Genomic DNA, 19,578 nt, shown 5'->3' with positions numbered 1-19,578 from the left:
CCGTTCCTGACCGCAATGGTGCCTAGCGTGGGTGGCATGAACCAATTCGTCATCGACGTCCCACAGTCCGCGATCGACGACCTGCGGGCGCGGCTGGACCGTACGCGCTGGCCGGACGCCCTGGACGGGGTCGGCTGGTCCTACGGCGTGCCGCCCGCGGCCGTGCGCGAGCTGGCCGCGTACTGGCTGGACGGCTACGACTGGCGGGCGCACGAGGCGCGGCTCAACGAGCTGCCGCAGTACACGACCGAGATCGACGGCCAGCGCGTGCACTTCGCCCACGTACGCTCGCCGCGCCCGGACGCGCTGCCGCTGCTGCTGACGCACGGCTGGCCCAGCACGTTCGCCGACTTCTCCCGGGTGGCCGAGCCGCTCGCCCGGGACTTCCACCTCGTCATCCCGTCCGTGCCCGGCTTCGCCTTCTCCGGCCCCACCACCGAGACCGGCTGGGGCGTGCGCCGCGTCGCCGCCGCCTGGATCGAGCTCATGGACCGCCTCGGCTACGACCGGTACGGCCTCCAGGGCGGCGACTTCGGCTCGCTCGTCTCCCCCGCGCTGGCCCGGATGGTCCCCGACCGGGTGGTGGGCGTGCACCTGAACGCGCTCACGGCCTTCGTCTCCGACGACCTGTCCGGACTGACCGACGCCGAGACCGAGCGCGCGCGGCGGATCGAGCGCTGGCACCGCGAGTTCTCCGGCTACGCCGCCGTCCAGGGCACCAGGCCGCAGACCCTGGCCTACGCCCTGGCCGACTCGCCCGCCGGCCAGCTCGCCTGGCACCTGGACGCGTTCGCGAGCTGGGGCCAGGACGTCGGCGGGGTCGCCCCCGACGACGTCCTGACCGATGTCACCATCACCTGGCTGACCGGCACCGCCGGCTCCTCGGCGCGCCTGTACCGCGAGAGCGGCGGCGACTGGGCGCCGCCCGCCGAGCCCGGCAGGACGCCGACGGCCGTGGCCGTCTTCCCGGGCGACAGCACGGTCCGCCGTTACGCCGAGCGCTCCCACAACGTGGTGCGCTGGTCGGAGCCGGCGCGCGGCGGTCACTACGCCGCCCTCCAGGCCCCCGATCTGCTGGCCGAGGACGTCAGGGCGTTCTTCGCCGGGCTCTAGCCGGCCATCACGCAGAACGGGTGACCCTCGGGGTCGAGCACCACCGTCCACTCGTCACCGCCCGGCTGCTGGTCGGGCAGGGTGGCGCCCAGGGCGACCAACGTCCGCTTCGCCTCCGCGACGTCGGGGACGGTGAGGTCGAGGTGCAGGTGCTTGCCGTCGTTCGGCCAGCCCGGGCCCTGGTAGCCGTCGATCCGCTGGAAGGCCAGCTGCACGGGGCCGCCGGTGACGGTGGCGTACTCGGGGTCGGAGTCGGCGACCTGCCAGCCGGTCGCCTTGGCGTAGAAGGCCGCCAGGGCGACGGGGTCGGCGCAGTCGACGACTATGGAGGAAATCATTGTTGTCATGTCGCCCACCTTGCCGGTGACGACGACACCGGGTCTTGAACATCCTTGCACCCCGCCCCACGCCTCCGCCGCGCACCCCCGCCGATGCCATGCCCCCAGGCGCCACAGGCCCCGGGCCGTGGCGGGGGAGATTGTCGGAGGCGGCGCGTAACGTTCGGCGGGTGCGATCCTCCAGACAGCTGGCCCGTGGGAAGGGCTTCACCCTCGACCTGGTGACCTGCGTCGACGACCACCGAGGCTGGTCACGGCCCGAGGTCGGCCGCGCCCACCGCATGGTGCTGGTCCACCGCGGCGCGTTCCGCCGCATGGCCGACGGCCGCCCGGCCGCCGTGGACCCGACGATGGCCTACCTGGGCGCGCCCGGCGAGGAGGAACGCTTCGCCCACCCGGCGGGCGGCGACGTCTGCACCTCCCTGTCCCTGTCCCCCGCGCTCTGGCGCACGCTGGCGGGCGACGGCACCCGGCTCGCCCGCCCGACCGTCTACATCGACGCCCGCTTCGAGCTCGCGCACCGGCGCCTGCTGGCCGCCGCCCGCGCGGGAGACCCCGACTTCGCGCTGGTCGAGTCCCTCCTGTCGCTGACCAGCGCCACCCTCACCCAGCTGGCCGGGCCCGCCACTCCGGCCGCCGCGCCCACGTCCGCCCCCGGTCCTGCCGGCTCCCCCGCCCGTTCCCTTGTCCGCTCCCCCGCCGCCATCGCCGAGGCCGCCCGCGAGGCGATCTCGGCCGATCATCCGGCGGCCGCCGGGCTGTTGCCGCTGGCGGAGCTCCTGGCCGTCTCCCCCTACCGGCTCAGCCGGGCCTTCACCCGCGAGCTGGGCGTCTCGCTGACCCACTACCGCAACCGGGTGCGCGTGAGCCGGGCGCTCGACCGGCTGGAGAGCGGCGAGACCGGCCTGGCCGCGCTCGCCGCCGACCTCGGGTTCGCCGACCAGGCCCACCTGACCCGCACGGTTCGCCGCCACGTCGGCCACACCCCGGCGGCCTTACGCCGTCTGCTGGCCTCCCCCGTTCCCTGAGGCCGGGTGGATTTCGGGCGGCCCGCCGCCGTAGGCTCCCACAATGCGTGATCTAGGTGAGGACCCCCGGCCCGACCGGGGCGTCGTACGCGAGGTCCACTCGCTCAACGGGCCCGTCACTCTGGCCTACTCCCCCGACCTCGACGGCCTGGCCGATCCGGGGGAGATCGTGTGGGCGTGGGTGCCGTACGAGGAGGATCCGGCGCGGGGCAAGGACAGGCCGCTGCTGGTCGTGGGCCGTACCGGGCGCAGGCTGCTCGGCATGATGTTGTCCAGCAAGGGCGACGACGGCCCCGACTGGCTGGAGGTCGGCGCGTGGGGCCGCGACGGGCGGGTGTCGTACCTGCGGCTCGACCGGGTCTTCGTGCTCGACGAGGCCGACATCCGCCGCGAGGGCGCGGTGCTCGACGGCGACCGGTTCGCGCGGGTGGCGTCCGTCCTCATGCAGACGCACGGGTGGGGCGTGGGCTGACCGCGCCGCCGGGTCCCTGACCCCATGGATGGGCGTGAGGGAGTATCCGGATGGTAAGCGCACGATCCGGTCATCGCCCGAGGTCACCCACGCCTGCGATCATGGGTCCATGCGTGTTGTGGTGATCGGCAGCGGGATCGTCGGAGCGAGCGCGGCCTACTACCTGAGCGGCCGTGGCGTGGCCGTGACCGTGGTGGACCGCGGTTCCCAGGGGCAGGCGACCCAGGCGGGCGCGGGCATCGTGTGCCCCTGGGTGGACCATCCGGAGGACGACGCCTGGTACCGGCTGACCAGGGAGGGCGCCCGCCACTACCCGGCGCTGGTCGAGGCCCTGGGCGAGGACATCGGCTACGCCAAGGTCGGGGCCCTGCTCGTGGCGGAGGACCCGGTCGACCTCGAACCGGTGCGCGCGCTGCTGCGCCGCCGCTACGCCGACGCGCCCGAGATGGGCGAGGTCACCGACGTGCTCACGCCGTCCGACCTGTTCCCGCCGCTGTCCGACGACCTCAGCGCGCTGCTCGTGCCCGGCGCCGCCCGGGTGGACGGCGGCGCCGTGCGTGACGCGCTGTTGCGCGCCGCCGTCGCCCAGGGCGCCGAGGTGCTGAGGGGCGACGCCGTCCTCACCCCCGACGGGCGGGTACGCCTGCATGCCGCCGACGAGGAGCCCCCGGCGGGCGACGGGCGGCAATGGACCGGCCCCGGTGCCGAGGCGGCGGGCGGCGAGACCGCCTCCTGGCGGCAGGCCGCCCCTCTCACGCCGTCCTCCACCGGGGACCTGACCGAGAGCCCCCTTGAGGCGTCCGCCGAGGGGCCGGTCGCAGCGGCGGGCGACGCCCCCTTCGGCGGTCCCCCTGACGGCTCCCCGGAGGGCCCCGCCCCGATCCCGCCCGCGCCCGCCGAACCCGTCCAGCCTGCCGCGCCCGTCCGGCCAGCCCGTCCGGCCGAGCCCGCCGGGCCTCCCGCGGCCGATCGGGCGCCCGCCGACGAGGGCGTCCCGCTGGAGGCGGACGTCGTGATCGTGGCGGCCGGGGCGTGGACCGGCGAGGTGTGCCGTCCGCTCGGGGTGGAGCTCCCGGTGTTCCCCCGGCGGGGGCAGATCCTGCACGCCACGCTCGACGGCGTGGACACCGCGTTCTGGCCCATCGTGCTGCCCAGGAGCGGGCCGTACCTGCTGGGGTTCCCCGGCTCGCGGGTCGTGATCGGCGCGACCGTGGAGGACGTCGGGTTCGCGCCGCGGGTCACGATGGGCGGGCTCGACGAGGTGATCGCGGCGGGGTTGCGGGTGGCGCCCGGCCTGTTCGGGGCGACGGTGTCGGAGACCAGGGTCGGCCTGCGCCCGGTCAACGCCCCCGGCCCCGCCCTCATCGGCCGGCTCACCCCCCGGGTGGTGGTGGCGACGGGCCTGAGCGCGTACGGCCTGACGGCCGGCCCGTTCACCGGCGAGCTCGTGGCCAGGCTGGCCCTCGACGAACAGTCGCCCATCGACCTCACCCCCTACGCGCCGCCCGCCGTCTGACCCGCCCGCGAGTGACCGGCCGGACGCCGCATGAAGGACGGCCGGGAGGCCATCCGTGGCTGGGCCGCGTCCGGAAGGGGGTGTAGGCGGGTAGGCCGGCGTTGGCCGGACCCCGGCATGATCCATGCGGCACTGCGCGGATATGGTGGATTCCTCCCCATCGTGATCTCGTGGGGAGGCCGCGTTGCCGCTGCTCGCGCTGCTGATCATTGTGCTGCTGGCGGCCGGATGCGCCTCCGCCCCGGAACGAGCGGACGGGCCCGAGGGCTCTGGAAAGCGGACCACTCCCGCGCCGTCCGTCACGCCTCCGCCCCGTCCCTCCGTCCCCGCGCCGACTCCGCTTCCCGCGGAGCACGTCAAGGTGCCGTACGCCGCTTCGGGCTCGTACGCCGTGGTGCCCGGCGGCGCGGCCGCCCGGCCCGGAGAGGGTGAGGTGGTGCGCTACCTGGTGGAGGTCGAACGCGGCCTGCCGATCGACGGGGCCGTGTTCGCGGCGGCCGTGCACCGGACACTCAACGACCCGCGCGGATGGGCCCGCTTCCAGCGCGTCGACCACGGTCCGGTACGGGTCCGGGTGGCGTTGTCCAGCCCGGAGCTGACCGTCCGCCAGTGCCTGCCGCTGCGCACCGGCGGCACGTTGTCGTGCTGGAACGGGACCCGCTCGGTCATCAACGCGGTCCGCTGGGCGGACGGCGTCCCCCAGTACGACGGCGACCTGGCCGCCTATCGCGACTACGTCATCAGCCACGAGGTCGGCCACAGCCTGGGACACGGCCACCGCGCCTGCCCCGGCCCGGGCCGGCCGGCTCCGGTGATGGTCCAGCAGTCCAAGTCGCTGGGCCGCTGCCGTCCGAACCCATGGCCCCACCCCGAACGCCGGCCGGAGGAACGCCGCGACGCCCTGACCCGCAAACCCTGAGCGAAGCACGGCGGGCGACACGAGCACCGGGTCGACGGGCCACTCTCGGACGGGCTCAAAGCTCCCGACGGCGAAGGGATCGGTAGGCGCCCAGCCTGGCAGGCGGCGCGAGCAGCCGGGGCGGCGGGCTACCCCTCAGACGGGCTCGAAGCTCCCGCCAGCGGAAGGGCCAGGAGCCGCCCGGCCCGCCGGGCGGGCTCACCGCGGAGGAAGGGGGCGCGGTCGGGGCGGAGTCAGGGGGCGGGCGCGGTGGGGTCGGGCGCAGGGGGCGCGGTCGGGGTGGGCGCGGGAACAGAGGGCGCGGTGGGGGCGGGTGGGAGGCCGGGGCCTGGGCCCAGGCCCCGGAGCATGGTGTCCACCAGCCGCGCGGCCAGCGCCTCCGGCTCTCCGTCCCGGCTCTGCGCCGCCTCGTGGATCAGCGCGTAGTAGACCCGCCGGGCCCACTCCGGCTCCACGTCCTCCCGCAGCACCCCGGTGGTCCGCGCCTGCCGGAACAGCTGGTCACACCTCGCCTCGACCTCGGAGTGCACCCGGGCCACCTCCGCCCCCGCCACTCCGGCCACCGACGCGCGGCTCATCGCGAACCCCCAGTCGATCTTCACCCGCAGCACGTTCGCCGTCACCTGGTAGAGCGCCACCAGCGGCGGCGCCTGCTCGGGACGGGCGGCGTCCACGGCGGCGGCGAACTGCCGGGTCGCCCACTCCGCCATCGCCTCCACCAGAGCGTCCCTGGAGGCGAAGCGCCGGTGGACGGTCGTGCGCGCCACCCCGGCCGCCTCGGCGATCTGCTCCATGCTGGCCGCCGGGTTCCTGCTGAGCACCCGTTCGGCGGCCTCCAGGATCGTCCTGACCGTCCGCTCCGCGTCGGACCGCAGGGCCCGCGTCGTCCCACTCACAGCTCAGAGGGTACAGGACAGTTCCTCTTCCAGCCGAAGTTGCGTCATCAGTGTTGCAAGTTCTAGAGTCATCGCATCACCACTGATGCAAGAAAGGCGTTTCTCATGGACATGCGACTCACCGGCAAGACCGCCGTCGTCACCGGGGCGAGCAGGGGGCTGGGGCTGGCGATCGTCGAGGCGCTGAGCGCCGAGGGCATGCGGGTCGTGGCCGCGGCCCGCACGATCTCCCCCGAGCTGGAGCGCACCGGCGCGACCGTAGTGACCGCCGACCTGTCCACCGCGGCGGGCCCGGCCGAGCTGGTCGAACGGGCGCTGGCCGAGCTCGACGAGATCGACCTCCTGGTCAACAACGTGGGCGGCGGCGACAGCGGCCAGGGGCAGCTCGGCGGCTTCCTCGGCTTCGACGACGACGCCTGGCGCCAGGCCTACGACCTGAACTTCCTCAGCGCCGTGCGGGCCACCAGGGCCGCGATGCCCAGCCTGCTGCGCCGGCGCGGCACTGTGATCAACATCTCCTCCAACGGCGCCCGCGCGCCGCACATGGGGCCGATGGTCTACACCGTCGCCAAATCCGCGCTGACGGCGTTCGGCAAGGCCCTGGCCGAGGAGTTCGGCCCGCAGGGGGTGCGCGTCGCCACCGTCTCCCCCGGCGCCGCGCGCACCGCCCTGTGGGAGGCCCCCGACGGGTACGGCGCCGCCCTGGCCGCCTCGCTCGGCATGGAGCACGAGCAGTTGCTCGCGGGGCTGCCGTCGGTCACCGGAATGACGACCGGTAGGTTCGTCGAACCGGAAGAAGTCGCCACCTTGGTGACGTACCTGGCCTCGCCGCACGCCGGAAGCGTGAACGGCGCCGACTACGTCATCGACGGCGGAGCGATCAAGACGGTTTGAACTATCGCGATATATCGTAGAACGGGAACACCGGGGAATCCCGTCCGGTTGGGCGGGATGGACATCATCTCCAGGGGAGCGTGGGCAATGGCAGGAATGCGGACCGCACGGCGGATCCTCGCGGGCGGCGCGGTGGCCGCCGCGGCCGGATGGGCGTTGCGCGGGATACCGGCCGAGCTGGGCGTGCGGCCTTTGACGTCAGGGCCGGACCGGGCGGGCAGGATGCGGCGCTCGCCGCAGTTCAGGGGCGACACCTTCGTCAACCCCATGCCCGAGCCGACCACCTTGATGACCACGCCGCCCGTGGGGCTGCTCGCCGAGCTGGGCAGGAACAAGGAGCAGCGGCATCCGGCCGGGCCCATCCCGCTGCGCCTGCCCCCGTCCGGCCCGCCGCCCGCCGACGGCCTGCGCGCGGTCTGGTACGGCCACGCCTCCACGCTGGTGGAGATCGAGGGCAAGCGGGTGCTGTTCGACCCGGTGTGGAGCAACCGGGTCTCCCCCTCCCAGCTCGTCGGCCCCAAGCGGCACCACCCGCTGCCGGTCGACCTCGGCGAGCTGCCGCAGGTAGATGCGATCGCGATCTCGCACGACCACTACGACCACCTGGACATGGCCACCGTACGCTCGCTCACGCGCACCCAGAAGGCGCCGTTCCTGGTCCCGCTGGGCATCGGAGCGCACCTTGAGCGGTGGGGCGTGCCGCTGTACCGGATCATCGAGCTCGACTGGGACGAGGAGGCCGAGGTGGCGGGCCTGCGCTTCGTCGCCACCGCCGCCCGGCACTTCTCCGGACGCACCTTCACCAGGAACGACACTCTGTGGGGCTCGTGGGTGGTGGCCGGGGCGAACAAGCGGGTGTTCTACGCCGGCGACTCCGGATACTTCCAGGGCTACCGGGGCATCGGCGCCGCTCACGGGCCGTTCGACCTGACGCTGATGCCGATCGGCGCCTACAGCCCGGCCTGGCCCGACATCCACATGAACCCGGAGGAGGCGGTCAACGCCCACCTCGACCTGGGCGGCTCGCTGCTGCTGCCGGTCCACTGGGCGACGTTCACGCTGGCGCTGCATCCGTGGGCCGAGCCGGTCGACCGGCTGTGGCGGGAGGCGAAGGCACGAGACGTCGAGATCGTGGTGCCCCGGCCGGGCGAGGGCGTCGACGTGACCGCCGTCCAGGCCGTTGACGGCTGGTGGGAGACCCTGGGGTAACGGTCCGGGACGCGTAGGGGGTCGTACGGCCCCCTACAGTCATGGGGTGAGCAACATGGAACGCGACCCCCAGGAACTCCGCTGCGCCGCCGAAGCCGACAGCCGCGGCGAGGTGCTGACCGGGCGCGAGGTGCCCCTGGGCGGCCCCCGCGCGATGCGGGTCAGCAGGACGCTGCCCGGCGTGCACCGCCGGATGATCGGCGCCTGGTGCTTCGTCGACGCCTACGGCCCCGAACCGGCGCTGATGCGCGTGCCGCCCCACCCGCACACCGGCCTGCAGACGGTGACCTGGCTGGTCGCGGGCGAGGTGCTCCACCGCGACAGCGTGGGCAGCCTGCGCCGGGTGCGCCCCGGCCAGCTCAACCTGATGACAGCCGGGCGCGGCATCTCGCACTCGGAGGAGTCGCCGGGCACGACCCTGCACGGCGTGCAGCTCTGGGTGGCCCTGCCCGACGCCCACCGTCGAACGGCCCCCGCCTTCGAGCACCACACCACCCTGCCCGTGCTGTCCGGCCCCGGCTTCGAGGCCACTGTGATCATGGGCGAGCTCGGCGGCGTGACCTCGCCCGCCACCGCCCACAGCCCCCTGGTGGGCGCCGAGATCGCGGTGGACGGCACGGGCGAGGTGCCCCTCGACCCCGGCTTCGAGCACGGGCTGCTGCTGCTCGACGGCGAGGTCGAGCAGGCCGTGCCGGGCGCGCTGCGCTACCTGCCGCCGGGCCCCGGCACGCTGCGGCTGTCCGGGCGCGGACGGGTGCTGCTGATCGGCGGCGAGCCGTTCGGCGAGGAGATCGTCATGTGGTGGAACTTCGTGGGACGCTCCCACGAGGAGATCGCCGCCTTCCGCGAGGAGTGGATGGAGGGCGAGGGCTTCGGCTCGGTCGAGGGCTTCGACGGCGACCCGCTCCCCGCCCCGGCACTCCCCTCCATCCGGCTCAAGCCCCGCGGCCGCGTCCGCGCCGAGCACCCAGCCGGCCCCCAGAATCAGTAGACCCGAGCGCCCAACCACCCCCGAAGATCAGTAGGCCGAGCGCCCAGCCACCCTCGGAGAATCAGTGGGCCGAGCACCCGGCCCCCGCGGATCAGTAGACCGAGATGTGCGGGTGGTCGAAGTGGTTGGCTGTCGTGCCGCCGCGATTGGACATCGTGCGCCAGGTGCCGGTCCTGGAGTGCCAGATGCGCTGCCGGTAGATGATGTACATGATGCCCAGGCGCCGGGAGTTCTTGATCGCCCAGTTCGCGATCTCGTAGCCGCGCTTGACCTCGGCCGGCGAGGGCATCGCGCCGCCGTGGCTGAGCATGAAGTCGCAGGCCCGGCCGAGGGGGTGCTCGCCGCCGTCCTGGATCGTCCGGTAGCAGCCGATCCCCATCGGCACCGCGAACCGTTCCTTGATCAACGTCTTGACCAGGCGCATGCGCGGCGTGATGTTCTCGGAGCCGTCCGGGAGCTGCGGCACCCACGTACCGTCCGGACGCCGCACGCCCGGCGCCGTGTACAGCTTGTCGATCCGGTCCCTGATCCGCTCGATCAGCTTCTCGGCCTTCTCCTTGCGCCGTTCCAGGTCGGCCACCGCCGTCCCGAGCTCCTCGGAGCGGGCCGCGGCCTCCTCCTCGGCCTTGCGGCGCTCGTCCCTGACCTGGGCGTAGCCGCGCAGACGGGCGTCCTGGACGTCGATGAGGTGACGGCTGAGCGCCAGGCGGCGCAACAACCCGTCCGGGTCCTCGCTGGCGGTGAACAGGGCGACCTGGTTGGGTTCGCCGCCGATGTACTGGGCCACGGCCAGCGTCCTGAGCTGGAGCGACTCCCGGTCGTAGACCTCCTGGGCGGCGGCCAACCGCTCGCGCGCGGCCTTCTCCGTCCTCTCGGCCTGCTGCTGGGCGCGGCGGCCGTTGTAGTACTCCTCGATCAGCCGGTCCGACTCCTTGCTCAGCGCGGCCAGCTCCTTCTTGAGCTGCTTCACGGAGGGCTTGGGGGCCGCGAGCCCCGCTGAGGCGTTGCCCGCCATCAGGACCAGCCCGGTCAGGACGGCGACCATGGCCCGCGCGACGTGACCCACGGCGGGGGAGGCGACCGCCACTGTCCTCCTTAGCCTGAGCCGCAGGGCAGTTCCGGTCAGGAGCTAATCAGACTCCGGGACGCCCTCTATCCGACGCTGATAGTAGGGGATCAAGCATCCTTCCCCGCAACTTATGACTTTTCCTGACTACGGGCTTTTCGTATGCGTCTGACCGCCATACGCCCTCCGACCAGCGCCGATCCGGGCACCACGAGCATGCCGAGCAGGCTGGAACCGAGCCCGACGTCGAGGTCGGCGTCCAGCAGCCCGCCTCCACCGCCGAGCAGGGAGCCGCCGAGCGACAACCCGACCGAGACCGACAGGAGCGGCCTGTGGGTCTTGGCGGGAGGCGGCTCGGGAGCGGGCGCGCTCGTGGCGGGCGGACTGGGCGCGGGGGCGCTCGTGGCGGGGCCGCCGGTGGACGGCGGCCGGGTCGAGGGCGGGTCACCGGCGGGCGGACGAGTGGCGGGCGGCCGGGTGGACGGCGGCGCCGAGCGCGTGGGCGGCGACCCGGTCTCCGTCCGCCTGCCGGTCGGCCTGCCGGTCGGACCCGGCGGCCGGTCGCCGGCGGTCGCCGAGGCGGGAGGCGTAGCAGGCGCGGACGAAGCCGGCGCGGACGACGCGGGCCCCGCCGTGACGGGCGGCCCGGTCGGCTGCCCGCTGGGCCCGACGGTGACGATCACCGGCGGCGAGACCGTCCCGGACCCGCTGGGCACGGGCGTAACCGGGGTCACCGGCTCCGGCGAGACGGACGCCGTCATCGAGGCGGTCCCCGTGGACACGGGGGGCAGCGCGGTGCCGCTGTCGGTCGAGGGCGAGGGCGACCCGCTCCAGATCACGAACGTCGACGCTACCGCCGCCGCCGTCGCCAGCACCAGCCCGCCGGTCACCGCCGACTTGGCCGGCGCCCCCAGCGAGCTGCGCACCACGCCGGTGGCCGTAGAGGCCCCACTCGCCGCACCGCTGTCCACGCCGCCTTCCAAGATGCCGCCCGCGCCGGTCCCGGCCGACGGGAGCAGCGCGGCGAACGGCATCGCCAGCACGGCCAGCCCCGACCGCCCGCGCAGCTCCCACCCCGCACCGTACGTCCCGTGCGCCACCTCCTCCAGCTCGGCCAGGAACGCCTCGGCCGAGGCCGGCCGGTCGGCGGGGTCCTTGGCCAGGCCGTGCTCGATCAGCCCGCGCAGCCGTCCGTCCACCTTCTCCAGCGGGGGCGGCATGTGCTGGTGCTGGAAGGCCAGGGCGGCCAGGTTCGCGGCGGTGAACGGGCGGCGGCCGGTGAGGCATTCGTAGCAGACCAGGGTGGCGGCGTACACGTCGGTGGCCGGGCCGGCCGGGGCGTCGTCCCACTGCTCGGGGGCCATGTAGGCGGGGGTGCCGGCCAGGGCGCCGGTCTCGCCGAAGCGGGCCGCCACGCCGAAGTCGACCAGCTTGCTGTCGCCGTTCGTGGTGACGATGACGTTCTCGGGCTTGAAGTCGCGGTGCACCACCCCGCGCCGGTGCGCCTCGGCCAGGCCGAGCAGCGCCCCCTTCAGCACGGTGAGCGCGGCCTCCACGCCGGTGCCGCCCTCCCCGGCGATCAGGCGGCGCAGCGTGACGCCGTCGACCAGCTCCATCACGATGGCGGACGCGCCCCCGGCCTCGACATAGTCCAGCAGGCGGGCGGTGTGGGGGCTGTCGATCTCGCCGATGACCCGGGCCTCGGCGCGGAAGCGGGCGGCGAACTCGCCGTCCTCGCGCAGGTTCTCGGACAGGTGCTTGATCGCGACCGGTAAGCCGTCGGAGTCGCGGACGGCGAGCATGACGCGGCCGGTCCCTCCGTGACCGAGTTCCCGGATCTCCGTGTAACCGGGAACAGCCATGTCGGGCCCTCCTGACCGGATATAGATCCTTATGTCAGGACGCTAGCCGAATGTAACACGCCGTGTCGAGCCCCTTCGCGGGAGTAACCAGACCCCTATCTCAATCGGTATTTTTCCTACTTCCTATAGTAGATCCGTGGCTCTTACCGATCATCTGCGCGAATGGCTCGGGGCCTGGCCCCCCACGGGAAACCTCGACGTCACAGGCTCGCCGCTGCGTACGCTGCCCGCCTGGGACGGCCGCGTGCACCCTGCCCTCGGCGTCGGCACCCCGGAGGGGGCGGTGTTGTCGGTGCCGCCCGAGCACGTCGCCCGGGTGAGCGCCGTACGCACGCTCCGGGAGATCCCCGCGCTGATCGGATATGGGGATCGCGGCTGGTTCGACGCCGTCTTCCGGTGGACCACCGAGCCCGCTCCCCTGCCCGACGCCGGGCAGTGGATCCCCGCGACGGACGACACCGTCCCCGGATGGCTGCGCGTGTTCGGCGGCGAGGTGCTGGTGGCCGTGGACGCCGAGACCGGTGAGCACCTGGCCGGGGTGGGCATCAAGCGGCACGACCGCTTCGGACGGGAACTGTCGGTGGTCACCGCTCCCGAGGCCCGGGGGCGCGGCCTGGCCAGACGGCTGGTGGCGCAGGCGGCGCGGCGGGTGCTGGACGAGGGTGCGGTGCCGACGTACATGCACGGGGTCGGCAACACCGCCTCGGCCTCCGTCGCCAAGGCGGCGGGCTTCCCCGACCTCGGCTGGACCGCCTTCGGCGTCGCCGAGAACTGATCCCCGCGCCAGAGGGAGCGAGGGTGGGGCCGACGCATCCGATGACCAGCCCCCAACCGATCCCCGCGCCTGAGGGAGCGAGGTTCAGGCCGCCGGGAGGGCGGGGCGGGAGGCCAGCAGCGCGCGAATGTTGCGGGCGGCGGTGCGGCCGGCGCGGTTGGCGCCGACCGTGCTGGCCGACGGCCCGTAGCCGACGAGTTGCAGCCGCGGCTCCCTGACGACCCGCGTCCCGTCCACCTTGACGCCGCCGCCCGGCTCCCGCAGGCGCAGCGGCGCGAGGTGGTCGAGCGCCGACCGGAAGCCGGTGGCCCACACGACGACGTCCGCCGCCTGTCGCCGCCCGTCCGCCCACTCCACGCCGTACGGGGTGAGGCGGCCGAACATCGGCAGCCGCTCCAGCGCCCCCTTGGCCAGCGCCTGCCGCACGACGACGCTGTAGCCGAGCCCGGTGACGCCGACCACGCTCTGCGGCGGCAACCCGGCCCGTACCCGCGCCTCCACCAGGGCGACGGCCTCCCGGCGGGCGTCCTCGCCGAAGTCGCCGTCCCTGAAGACCGGCGGGCGGCGGGTGACCCAGACGGTCTGCGCCGCGACGTCGGCCACCTCCGACAACACGTGCATCGCCGAGGCCCCGCCCCCGACCACGACCACCCGCCGGCCCGCGAACGCCTCCGGCCCGCGATAGCCCGCGTAGTGCAGCTGCTCACCCAGGAAGCCCGCGGCCCCCGGGTAGTACGGCCAGTACGGCCGGGTCCAGGTGCCGGTCGCGTTGACCACGGCCCCGGCCGCCCACTCCCCCGCGTCCGCCGCCACGACCAGCCGCCCGCCCTCACCCTCGCGTACGGCCGTCACCTTGACCGGCCGCAGGACCTCCAGCCCCACCCGCCGCTCGTAGTCGCCGTAGTACTCCGGGACGACCTCCGCCGCGGGCCGGTCACCGGCCGCCTCCAGGCCGCCCGGCGCGCCGGGCAGGTCGAAGACGCCGTGCACCTTGCCCATGGTCAGCGACGGCGACCGGTGCCGCCACGCTCCCCCGGGCCCCTGCGCCGCGTCGAGCACCAGCGTCTCGATCCCGAACCGCCGCAGGAAGTACGCGCTGGACAGACCCGCCTGCCCGGCGCCGATCACCACAACCTCGGTCGTCTCCACGATCGACTGCAACCCCGCGCGACGCCCCCCTCTTCCCGCCCCGGCCCGGGAGCCGGTGCCTACCGGGGACGCGGCTCCGTGAGCGCTTCGGCGAACAGGGCGCGGTGGCGCAGGACGTGCTCGCGGTCCACGCCGTACAGGACGTCGTCGCCGCGGGCGAGGTGCGCGGCGAAGGCCAGGTCGCCCGCCGCCGCCCGTTCGCGCATGTGCCGGACGAGGTGGTCCAGCCGTTCGGCGGCGACGGCGGGCAGCGCCGGACGGTCGCCCTCGGCCAGGCCGTAGGCGTCGGCGAACAGCCGCAGCCGGCGCGCCTGCTCAGCCACCGGACCGGCCCCTTCGTGCCGCGGGTCGCCCAGCGGGACGAAGCGGTAGGCGGCGTAGGCCACGTCCCACAGGCGCGGCCCCGGATGGGCGGTGTCGAAGTCGATCAGGGCCACCGGCCGCCCGTCGCGGAACACGCAGTTGTACGGCGCGACGTCACCGTGGCAGATCACCTCGGCGGGTTCGCGCGGCGGGAAGTACCAGGTGGCCGCGCCGTCGAGCGGGAAGTCCTCGGTGGCGTCGTGGTAGCCGCGCAGCAGCCGGGCGACGGCGCCGAGTGCCGCGTCGGACCGGGCGTAGCCCGGCAACGGATCATTGGGCACCTCGCCCGGGACGAAGTCGACCACCTCCCGGCCCTGGACGTCGATCCCGTGCCCGGCCGGCGCGCCCGTGAAGCCGCGGGCGGCCAGGTGGCCGAGCAGCGCGTGCACGGCCGGTGTCCAGGGACCGGTCGGGCGGCGCACGGTGGCGCCCACCCGCACCACCAGGTTGACGCCGCCGCCGGTCAGCAACTCCTCGTCGCGCTCGCTCACGCCCGCCAGTCTCGCACCCCGGCGACGACGCCCGGCGCGACCGGTCAGCGCACCCTGAACGCGACCGCGGTCGTGGAGGCGATCGCCGTGACGAGGACCACCATGATCAGGACCGTGCCGAGCGGGTTCTTGCGCCGCGGCACAGCCTGGATCTGCGCGATCCGCCTGCGCGCCGCGACCCTCGGGGTCGGCGTGGGCGTCGGCGTCACCTTCGGGGAGGGCACCGGCACCATGCGTACCGGCCGAGGGGTGTGCCGAGGCACCGGCCGCGGCGTGGAAGACGGCACCGGCCGCGACGACCGAGGCGGCGGCGAAGGGGACGGCGGCGGGGGCGGCTTCGGGGACGGCGGCGGCGGCGGGGACGGGCGCACATGGCAGTCGCCCACCTCCACACCGCCGCCCGGCCCGTACACGCACACCGAGTCGGGGCCGATCGACACGTGCGGCACGGAGACGCCGGTCGTCGGCGCAGGCCCGCCGGACCGCGTCGACGCCGCCCCCCGTGGCCTCGGGCCGTCGCCGATGCGCACGCCCGGCACCGACACGACCGGTTGCGGATCGTCCCAGATCGCCACGCCCGGCACCGACACCACCGGCTCGGGACGCTCGTCGCTCACCGGCGACCCGTGGATCGTGATCCCCGGCTCCGGGACGTGCGGCGGACGTGCGTGCACGGTGCCGGGGGCCGGGGGTTGCAGGTCGGCTGCCGCCGGGCCGGCCGCGCCGGCGGCGAGCAGAGCGGCGGCCAGCAGCAGCGGCGCGCGCCTGGCGCCCACGGTCACATTCCCCCGGCGATGCGGGAGAACTCCTGCAGCGCGCCCTGGAACGCCTGCGGCCCGACCGCCAGCGGCCCGGCGAAGGCGTGGGCGATGTCCCAGGTCAGGTAGGTGCCGAAGCCGAGCATCGCGGCCATCGCCAGCAGCGGCAGCACCGCCAGGCCACGCGGCCGGGCGCCGGCCAGGTAGGGGAAGACGATGACCAGCAGGCCGGTGAGCACGGTCAGGAACAGCAGCCCTTGGGGCGGGGTGGCGGCGGCGTCCATGGAGCGCTGGGACCGGGCGGCGGCGATCGCGGCGACGCGTTCGAGCACGGCGTCGCGGGCGTCCTTGTCGTCGTCGGTCTTGGTGACGACGGCGCTGACCCGGCTGCGCATGGCGTCGAGTCTGGCGGCGCCGACCGGGTCCATCCGGCCCTCGGCCATCAGCGGCCACTCGTCCCTGACCACGAAGGTGACGTAGTCGCGCAGCGCGGTGCGGACCGTCTGGGGGGCCGTGCCGGGCAGGTCGGCCGCGGCCCAGTAGGCGTCGATCGCGGCCTGGCCCTCGGCCTGGGCGTTCTGGCGGGCGGCGTCGGCGGTGGTCCAGGGCACGATGATCGCGATCGCGAACACCAGCAGGAACAGCGCCGACAACATGGACCCCGCATGACCGGCCGAGACCCCGTCGGGCTCGGCGTCATCGCTGCCCTTCTTCGTGAGCCGGAACACCAGCGCGGTGAGCGCCACCACGCCCACGGCCGCCACGATCGAGAGCGTGTACGCCAGCATGAAGATCTCCCAAACCTTCTCGAATACACAGTGTTACATGACTATCACACTATGCAACGCTGGCGTCAGCTACCGGCAGGTAAAGTCGCGGGCGGGCGCTCGGGGCCGCCGCCGTACGCCGCCGGAGGTCGAGAACCTGCTCGCACGGCGGTCCCGGGCAGGGCCGGCGCTGGACGGATCGTTGATCATGACCGGCCGTTCTGACCAAACGTCCAGCCGGTCGGTGATGATCCGGGAAAACGGTGACTATGGACGGCGTGAATCTCAACGGCCGTAAATTCGTGATGGTGAGCTCGACGGCGAGCGCGGTGGACCCCGACAGCCCGACGGAGTTCCTGTACTGGGAGGCCGACGGCGTGGTGTGGGGCAGCTACACGGGCGACACCGTGACCCACGGCCGCTTCGTCGGGACGCGCGACGGCGCCGACGTCTCCATCTCCTACGCGCACGCGCTCAAGGCCGGCGGCAAGGCCGGCGGCCAGAGCAGCAGCCGCGTCGAGCAGGGCGAGGACGGGCTGCTGCGTCTGGTGGAGGAGTTCCGGTTCGACGGCGACGACACGCTGCACGTCAGCGTGTGCGCCGAGGTCGCGTCCTCCTGACGCCTCCTGAGGGCGGGCGGGGCTCAGCCGTCCTTGCGCAGGGCGGCGCGCCCCTCGGCGGCTCCGACGAACCGCATCTTGCCGAGCGGAACGTCGCCCTGCGTCTCCTGCGGCGTCCGCCGGACGGGACGGGAGGCGTCCCGGTCGGACGGCAGCACGTACGGCCGTCTGAGCACTTCGTCCAGGATGAACACGGTCTCGGTGGCCTTGACCGCCGGGATGTTGGCCAGGCGGTCGGTCACCATGCTGTGCACGGCGGCCACGTCGGAGACCCGTACCTGGATCATGGCGTCGTGCTGGCCGGTGGTGATCGCGCAGTACTCGACCTCGGGCATCCGGGCCAGTTCGGCCCTGAACTGCTTCCACATCTGCTGGCGCACGGTCACGAAGATCAGCGCGGTGATGCCGAGCCCGGCCCGCACGTGGTCGATCTCCGCGGTGAAGCGCTTGATCGCGCCGTCGGCGCGCAGCGCCTCGAAACGCGTGTAGGCGTTCGCGCGGGAGATGCCCACCCGTTCGGCCAGCGCGGCGACCGAGATCCTGCCGTTCTCGCGCAGGACCTCAAGGATCTTCATGTGGACGTCGTCCAGTTCGAGACCGATGCCGATCCGTCCAGGCTGACCGCTGCCGCTGGCACCATTTCTGGAAATATCACTCATCATTACACCTCGACCATTTATATCCGTCTCACGGACCGCACATGACCTGGACGTTCTGCCGGACAATCCTCGACATCCTTCTCCCGAACGTCCAATTTGGAGGACCCCATGGCGACCCGCTCGCAGACGGCGGCAGTGCTGCTCGCCGGTGCGCTCGCCCTTGCCGCCTGCGGAAGCGGCGGCACCTCGCAGACCCCGGCGGCCTCCGGTGGCGGTGGGAAGACGCTCGTCATCGACACGTCGTTCGACCTCAAGACGGCCGACCCCGGCCGCACCTACGAGCCGACCGGGCTCATCGTCGGCAAGGCCGTCTACGAGACGCTGCTGACCTTCGACGGCGCCGACGTGACCAAGCCGGTGCCGGCGCTGGCCGAGTCCTACGAGCTGAGCGAGGACGGCAAGACGCTGACGCTCAAGCTCAAGAAGGGCCCCACCTTCGCCGACGGCTCGCCGATCACCGCCGACGACGTGGTGTTCTCGCTCAACCGCGTGCGCGACATGAAGGGCACCCCGTCGTTCCTGCTGGACGGCGTCGAGGTGGCCAAGACCGACGACTCGACGATCACGCTGACGTCGAAGGCGCCGAACCCGGCGCTGCCCTACATCCTGCCGAACCCGGCGCTGGGCATCCTCAACAGCAAGGTCGCCAAGGAGCACGGCGCGACGGCCGACGCCCAGGACAAGGCCGAGCAGTACCTGAACTCGTCCTCGGCGGGTTCCGGGCCGTACACGATCGAGGCGTTCAACGTGAGCAGCCAGGTCACGCTCAAGGCGAACCCGAAGTACTACGGCACCAAGCCGGCCTACGACAAGGTCGTCATCCGCAACGTCGAGGCCGCCACGCAGAAGCTGAACGTGCAGCGCGGCGACAGCCAGGTGGCGCTGAACCTGTCCGGTGACCAGGTCACCAACATGCCCTCCACCCTGCAGGTCAAGAAGACCGCCTCGGCGAACGTCATCTTCCTGCTGGCCAACCAGGACTCGGGCGTCAGCAAGACCACGCCGAACGCCAAGTTCGTCGAGGCCGTCCGCAAGGGCGTGGACTACGCGGGCCTGCTGGAGCTGGCCGGCGAGGGCTCGACGCAGGCGCCGGGCATCATCCCGTCGCAGCTGCTCGGCGCGCTGCCGCCGGAGCAGGCCCCCAAGCGGGACGTCGAGGGCGCCAAGGCGGCCCTGGCGGCCAGCGGCGTGTCGAACCCGACCGTCAAGCTGGAGTTCCCGAGCGAGCTGACCGTCAACGGCCTGTCGTTCCAGCCGCTGGCCGAGCGCATCCAGGCCAACCTCAAGGAGGTCGGCATCACGGTGGACCTCCAGCCCGCGCCGGTGACGACCGCGCTGGACAACTACCGCAACGGCAAGGAGGAAATGGGCCTGTGGTACTGGGGCCCCGACTACCCGGACCCGAGCGACTACCTGGCGTTCGCGCCGGGCAAGACCGTGGGCCTGCGGGCCGGCTGGAAGGAAGGCGCGGCCAAGGAGATCGAGGCCGCCGCTGACAAGGCCGCGACCGCGATCGGCGACGAGCCGCGCAAGACGGCCTACGCCGACCTGCAGACCAAGCTCAACGCCTCCGGTCCGTTCGTGCCGCTGATCCAGCCGAGCCAGAACATCGTGTCGGCCGCGTCCGTGACGGGCCTGGAGTACCACCCGGTCTGGACCGTGGACGTCGCCGACCTCGGCGCGAAGTAAGGA

The 19,578-nt window shown here is 73.5% G+C and carries 21 protein-coding genes; 12 read left to right on the top strand and 9 right to left on the bottom strand.

Features of this window, described 5'->3' with window-relative positions; all coding sequences use genetic code 11:
• Positions 1-36: 36 nt before the first annotated feature.
• Positions 37-1,113: an epoxide hydrolase family protein gene (locus AB0J97_RS14295; RefSeq protein ID WP_364088244.1), complete on the top strand. Its 1,077-nt coding sequence runs from the start codon at positions 37-39 to the stop codon at positions 1,111-1,113.
• Here AB0J97_RS14295 and AB0J97_RS14290 read toward each other — a convergent pair.
• Complete coding sequence (locus AB0J97_RS14290; RefSeq protein ID WP_364088242.1) at positions 1,110-1,460, bottom strand: VOC family protein; 351 nt, start codon at positions 1,458-1,460, stop codon at positions 1,110-1,112. The two genes, AB0J97_RS14295 and AB0J97_RS14290, sit on opposite strands and share 4 nt — an antisense overlap.
• 161 nt (positions 1,461-1,621) lie before the next feature.
• Between AB0J97_RS14290 and AB0J97_RS14285 the strand changes: the two genes are divergently transcribed.
• The 4 genes from AB0J97_RS14285 (at position 1,622) to AB0J97_RS14270 (ending at position 5,386) form a co-directional block, all read left to right on the top strand.
• Entirely contained in the window at positions 1,622-2,479 is an 858-nt protein-coding gene (locus AB0J97_RS14285; RefSeq protein WP_364088239.1) for a helix-turn-helix transcriptional regulator, read from the top strand.
• A gap of 43 nt (positions 2,480-2,522) precedes the next feature.
• A complete protein-coding gene (locus tag AB0J97_RS14280; protein WP_364088237.1) occupies positions 2,523-2,951 on the top strand; it encodes a type II toxin-antitoxin system PemK/MazF family toxin in 429 nt (142 codons plus the stop codon).
• A gap of 109 nt (positions 2,952-3,060) precedes the next feature.
• On the top strand, positions 3,061-4,467 hold the full coding sequence (locus AB0J97_RS14275) for an FAD-dependent oxidoreductase (RefSeq protein WP_364088234.1): 1,407 nt from the start codon (positions 3,061-3,063) through the stop codon (positions 4,465-4,467).
• Between the two features lie 184 nt (positions 4,468-4,651).
• Entirely contained in the window at positions 4,652-5,386 is a 735-nt protein-coding gene (locus AB0J97_RS14270; protein ID WP_364088232.1) for a DUF3152 domain-containing protein, read from the top strand.
• A gap of 233 nt (positions 5,387-5,619) precedes the next feature.
• Here AB0J97_RS14270 and AB0J97_RS14265 read toward each other — a convergent pair whose 3' ends face one another.
• On the bottom strand, positions 5,620-6,282 hold the full coding sequence (locus tag AB0J97_RS14265) for a helix-turn-helix domain-containing protein (protein ID WP_364088229.1): 663 nt from the start codon (positions 6,280-6,282) through the stop codon (positions 5,620-5,622).
• A 105-nt stretch (positions 6,283-6,387) separates the two neighbouring features.
• Between AB0J97_RS14265 and AB0J97_RS14260 the strand changes: the two genes are divergently transcribed.
• The 3 genes from AB0J97_RS14260 (at position 6,388) to AB0J97_RS14250 (ending at position 9,376) form a co-directional block, all read left to right on the top strand.
• Entirely contained in the window at positions 6,388-7,176 is a 789-nt protein-coding gene (locus AB0J97_RS14260; RefSeq protein ID WP_357704682.1) for an SDR family oxidoreductase, read from the top strand.
• An 87-nt stretch (positions 7,177-7,263) separates the two neighbouring features.
• Complete coding sequence (locus AB0J97_RS14255; protein WP_357704680.1) at positions 7,264-8,385, top strand: MBL fold metallo-hydrolase; 1,122 nt, start codon at positions 7,264-7,266, stop codon at positions 8,383-8,385.
• A gap of 55 nt (positions 8,386-8,440) precedes the next feature.
• The gene (locus AB0J97_RS14250) at positions 8,441-9,376 is read left to right on the top strand and encodes a pirin family protein (RefSeq protein WP_364088787.1); all 936 of its coding nucleotides are present in this window, start codon (positions 8,441-8,443) and stop codon (positions 9,374-9,376) included.
• A 91-nt stretch (positions 9,377-9,467) separates the two neighbouring features.
• On the opposite strand, the gene AB0J97_RS14245 is transcribed toward AB0J97_RS14250, so the two are convergent.
• Positions 9,468-10,463, bottom strand: coding sequence for a hypothetical protein (locus AB0J97_RS14245; RefSeq protein ID WP_364088226.1), 996 nt, complete (start codon positions 10,461-10,463; stop codon positions 9,468-9,470).
• Positions 10,464-10,573: 110 nt separating this feature from the next.
• Positions 10,574-12,304 (bottom strand): protein kinase, encoded by a 1,731-nt coding sequence (locus tag AB0J97_RS14240; protein ID WP_364088224.1) that lies wholly within the window; start codon positions 12,302-12,304, stop codon positions 10,574-10,576.
• A gap of 136 nt (positions 12,305-12,440) precedes the next feature.
• On the opposite strand from AB0J97_RS14240, the gene AB0J97_RS14235 reads away from it, so the two are divergent.
• Positions 12,441-13,079 carry a GNAT family N-acetyltransferase gene (locus tag AB0J97_RS14235; RefSeq protein WP_364088222.1) on the top strand — a complete coding sequence of 213 codons (639 nt, stop codon included), beginning with the start codon at positions 12,441-12,443 and terminating at the stop codon, positions 13,077-13,079.
• 84 nt (positions 13,080-13,163) lie between these two features.
• On the opposite strand, the gene AB0J97_RS14230 is transcribed toward AB0J97_RS14235, so the two are convergent.
• The 4 genes from AB0J97_RS14230 to AB0J97_RS14215 are packed head-to-tail and all read right to left on the bottom strand — an operon-like array spanning position 13,164 to position 16,628.
• Positions 13,164-14,228, bottom strand: a complete 1,065-nt coding sequence (locus AB0J97_RS14230) for an FAD-dependent oxidoreductase (protein WP_364088220.1) — start codon at positions 14,226-14,228, stop codon at positions 13,164-13,166.
• Between the two features lie 59 nt (positions 14,229-14,287).
• Positions 14,288-15,082 carry an aminoglycoside phosphotransferase family protein gene (locus tag AB0J97_RS14225; protein WP_364088218.1) on the bottom strand — a complete coding sequence of 265 codons (795 nt, stop codon included), beginning with the start codon at positions 15,080-15,082 and terminating at the stop codon, positions 14,288-14,290.
• A gap of 44 nt (positions 15,083-15,126) precedes the next feature.
• Positions 15,127-15,858, bottom strand: a complete 732-nt coding sequence (locus AB0J97_RS14220; RefSeq protein WP_364088216.1) for a hypothetical protein — start codon at positions 15,856-15,858, stop codon at positions 15,127-15,129.
• A 2-nt stretch (positions 15,859-15,860) separates the two neighbouring features.
• The gene (locus AB0J97_RS14215; RefSeq protein ID WP_357704666.1) at positions 15,861-16,628 is read right to left on the bottom strand and encodes a hypothetical protein; all 768 of its coding nucleotides are present in this window, start codon (positions 16,626-16,628) and stop codon (positions 15,861-15,863) included.
• 257 nt (positions 16,629-16,885) lie between these two features.
• Here AB0J97_RS14215 and AB0J97_RS14210 point away from each other — a divergent pair, with 257 nt between their 5' ends.
• Positions 16,886-17,227 carry a hypothetical protein gene (locus tag AB0J97_RS14210; RefSeq protein WP_364088211.1) on the top strand — a complete coding sequence of 114 codons (342 nt, stop codon included), beginning with the start codon at positions 16,886-16,888 and terminating at the stop codon, positions 17,225-17,227.
• A 23-nt stretch (positions 17,228-17,250) separates the two neighbouring features.
• Here the strand turns inward: AB0J97_RS14210 and AB0J97_RS14205 are convergent, their stop codons facing one another.
• A complete protein-coding gene (locus AB0J97_RS14205; protein ID WP_357704662.1) occupies positions 17,251-17,802 on the bottom strand; it encodes an Lrp/AsnC family transcriptional regulator in 552 nt (183 codons plus the stop codon).
• On the opposite strand from AB0J97_RS14205, the gene AB0J97_RS14200 reads away from it, so the two are divergent.
• Together AB0J97_RS14200 and AB0J97_RS14195 are read left to right on the top strand one after the other, a co-directional pair.
• Positions 17,803-17,931 (top strand): hypothetical protein, encoded by a 129-nt coding sequence (locus AB0J97_RS14200; protein WP_357704660.1) that lies wholly within the window; start codon positions 17,803-17,805, stop codon positions 17,929-17,931.
• 63 nt (positions 17,932-17,994) lie between these two features.
• Positions 17,995-19,575, top strand: coding sequence for an ABC transporter substrate-binding protein (locus AB0J97_RS14195; protein ID WP_364088209.1), 1,581 nt, complete (start codon positions 17,995-17,997; stop codon positions 19,573-19,575).
• Positions 19,576-19,578: the final 3 nt, after the last annotated feature.

The sequence above is a fragment of the Nonomuraea sp. NPDC049607 genome, assembly GCF_040675375.1.
Classification (GTDB): domain Bacteria; phylum Actinomycetota; class Actinomycetes; order Streptosporangiales; family Streptosporangiaceae; genus Nonomuraea.
Note: the sequence above shows the minus strand (reverse complement) of the source record. Positions and strands in the feature narration are given on the sequence as shown.

Bases quoted from the DNA above. Each gene is read 5' to 3' on its own strand.
- AB0J97_RS14295 (WP_364088244.1), top strand. From the start codon at position 37: ATGAACCAATTCGTCATCGACGTCCCACAGTCCGCGATCGACGACCTG.
- AB0J97_RS14290 (WP_364088242.1), bottom strand. From the start codon at position 1,460: ATGACAACAATGATTTCCTCCATAGTCGTCGACTGCGCCGACCCCGTC.
- AB0J97_RS14280 (WP_364088237.1), top strand. From the start codon at position 2,523: ATGCGTGATCTAGGTGAGGACCCCCGGCCCGACCGGGGCGTCGTACGC.
- AB0J97_RS14275 (WP_364088234.1), top strand. From the start codon at position 3,061: ATGCGTGTTGTGGTGATCGGCAGCGGGATCGTCGGAGCGAGCGCGGCC.
- AB0J97_RS14260 (WP_357704682.1), top strand. From the start codon at position 6,388: ATGGACATGCGACTCACCGGCAAGACCGCCGTCGTCACCGGGGCGAGC.
- AB0J97_RS14255 (WP_357704680.1), top strand. From the start codon at position 7,264: ATGGCAGGAATGCGGACCGCACGGCGGATCCTCGCGGGCGGCGCGGTG.
- AB0J97_RS14250 (WP_364088787.1), top strand. From the start codon at position 8,441: ATGGAACGCGACCCCCAGGAACTCCGCTGCGCCGCCGAAGCCGACAGC.
- AB0J97_RS14240 (WP_364088224.1), bottom strand. From the start codon at position 12,304: ATGGCTGTTCCCGGTTACACGGAGATCCGGGAACTCGGTCACGGAGGG.
- AB0J97_RS14215 (WP_357704666.1), bottom strand. From the start codon at position 16,628: ATGCTGGCGTACACGCTCTCGATCGTGGCGGCCGTGGGCGTGGTGGCG.
- AB0J97_RS14205 (WP_357704662.1), bottom strand. From the start codon at position 17,802: ATGAAGATCCTTGAGGTCCTGCGCGAGAACGGCAGGATCTCGGTCGCC.
- AB0J97_RS14195 (WP_364088209.1), top strand. From the start codon at position 17,995: ATGGCGACCCGCTCGCAGACGGCGGCAGTGCTGCTCGCCGGTGCGCTC.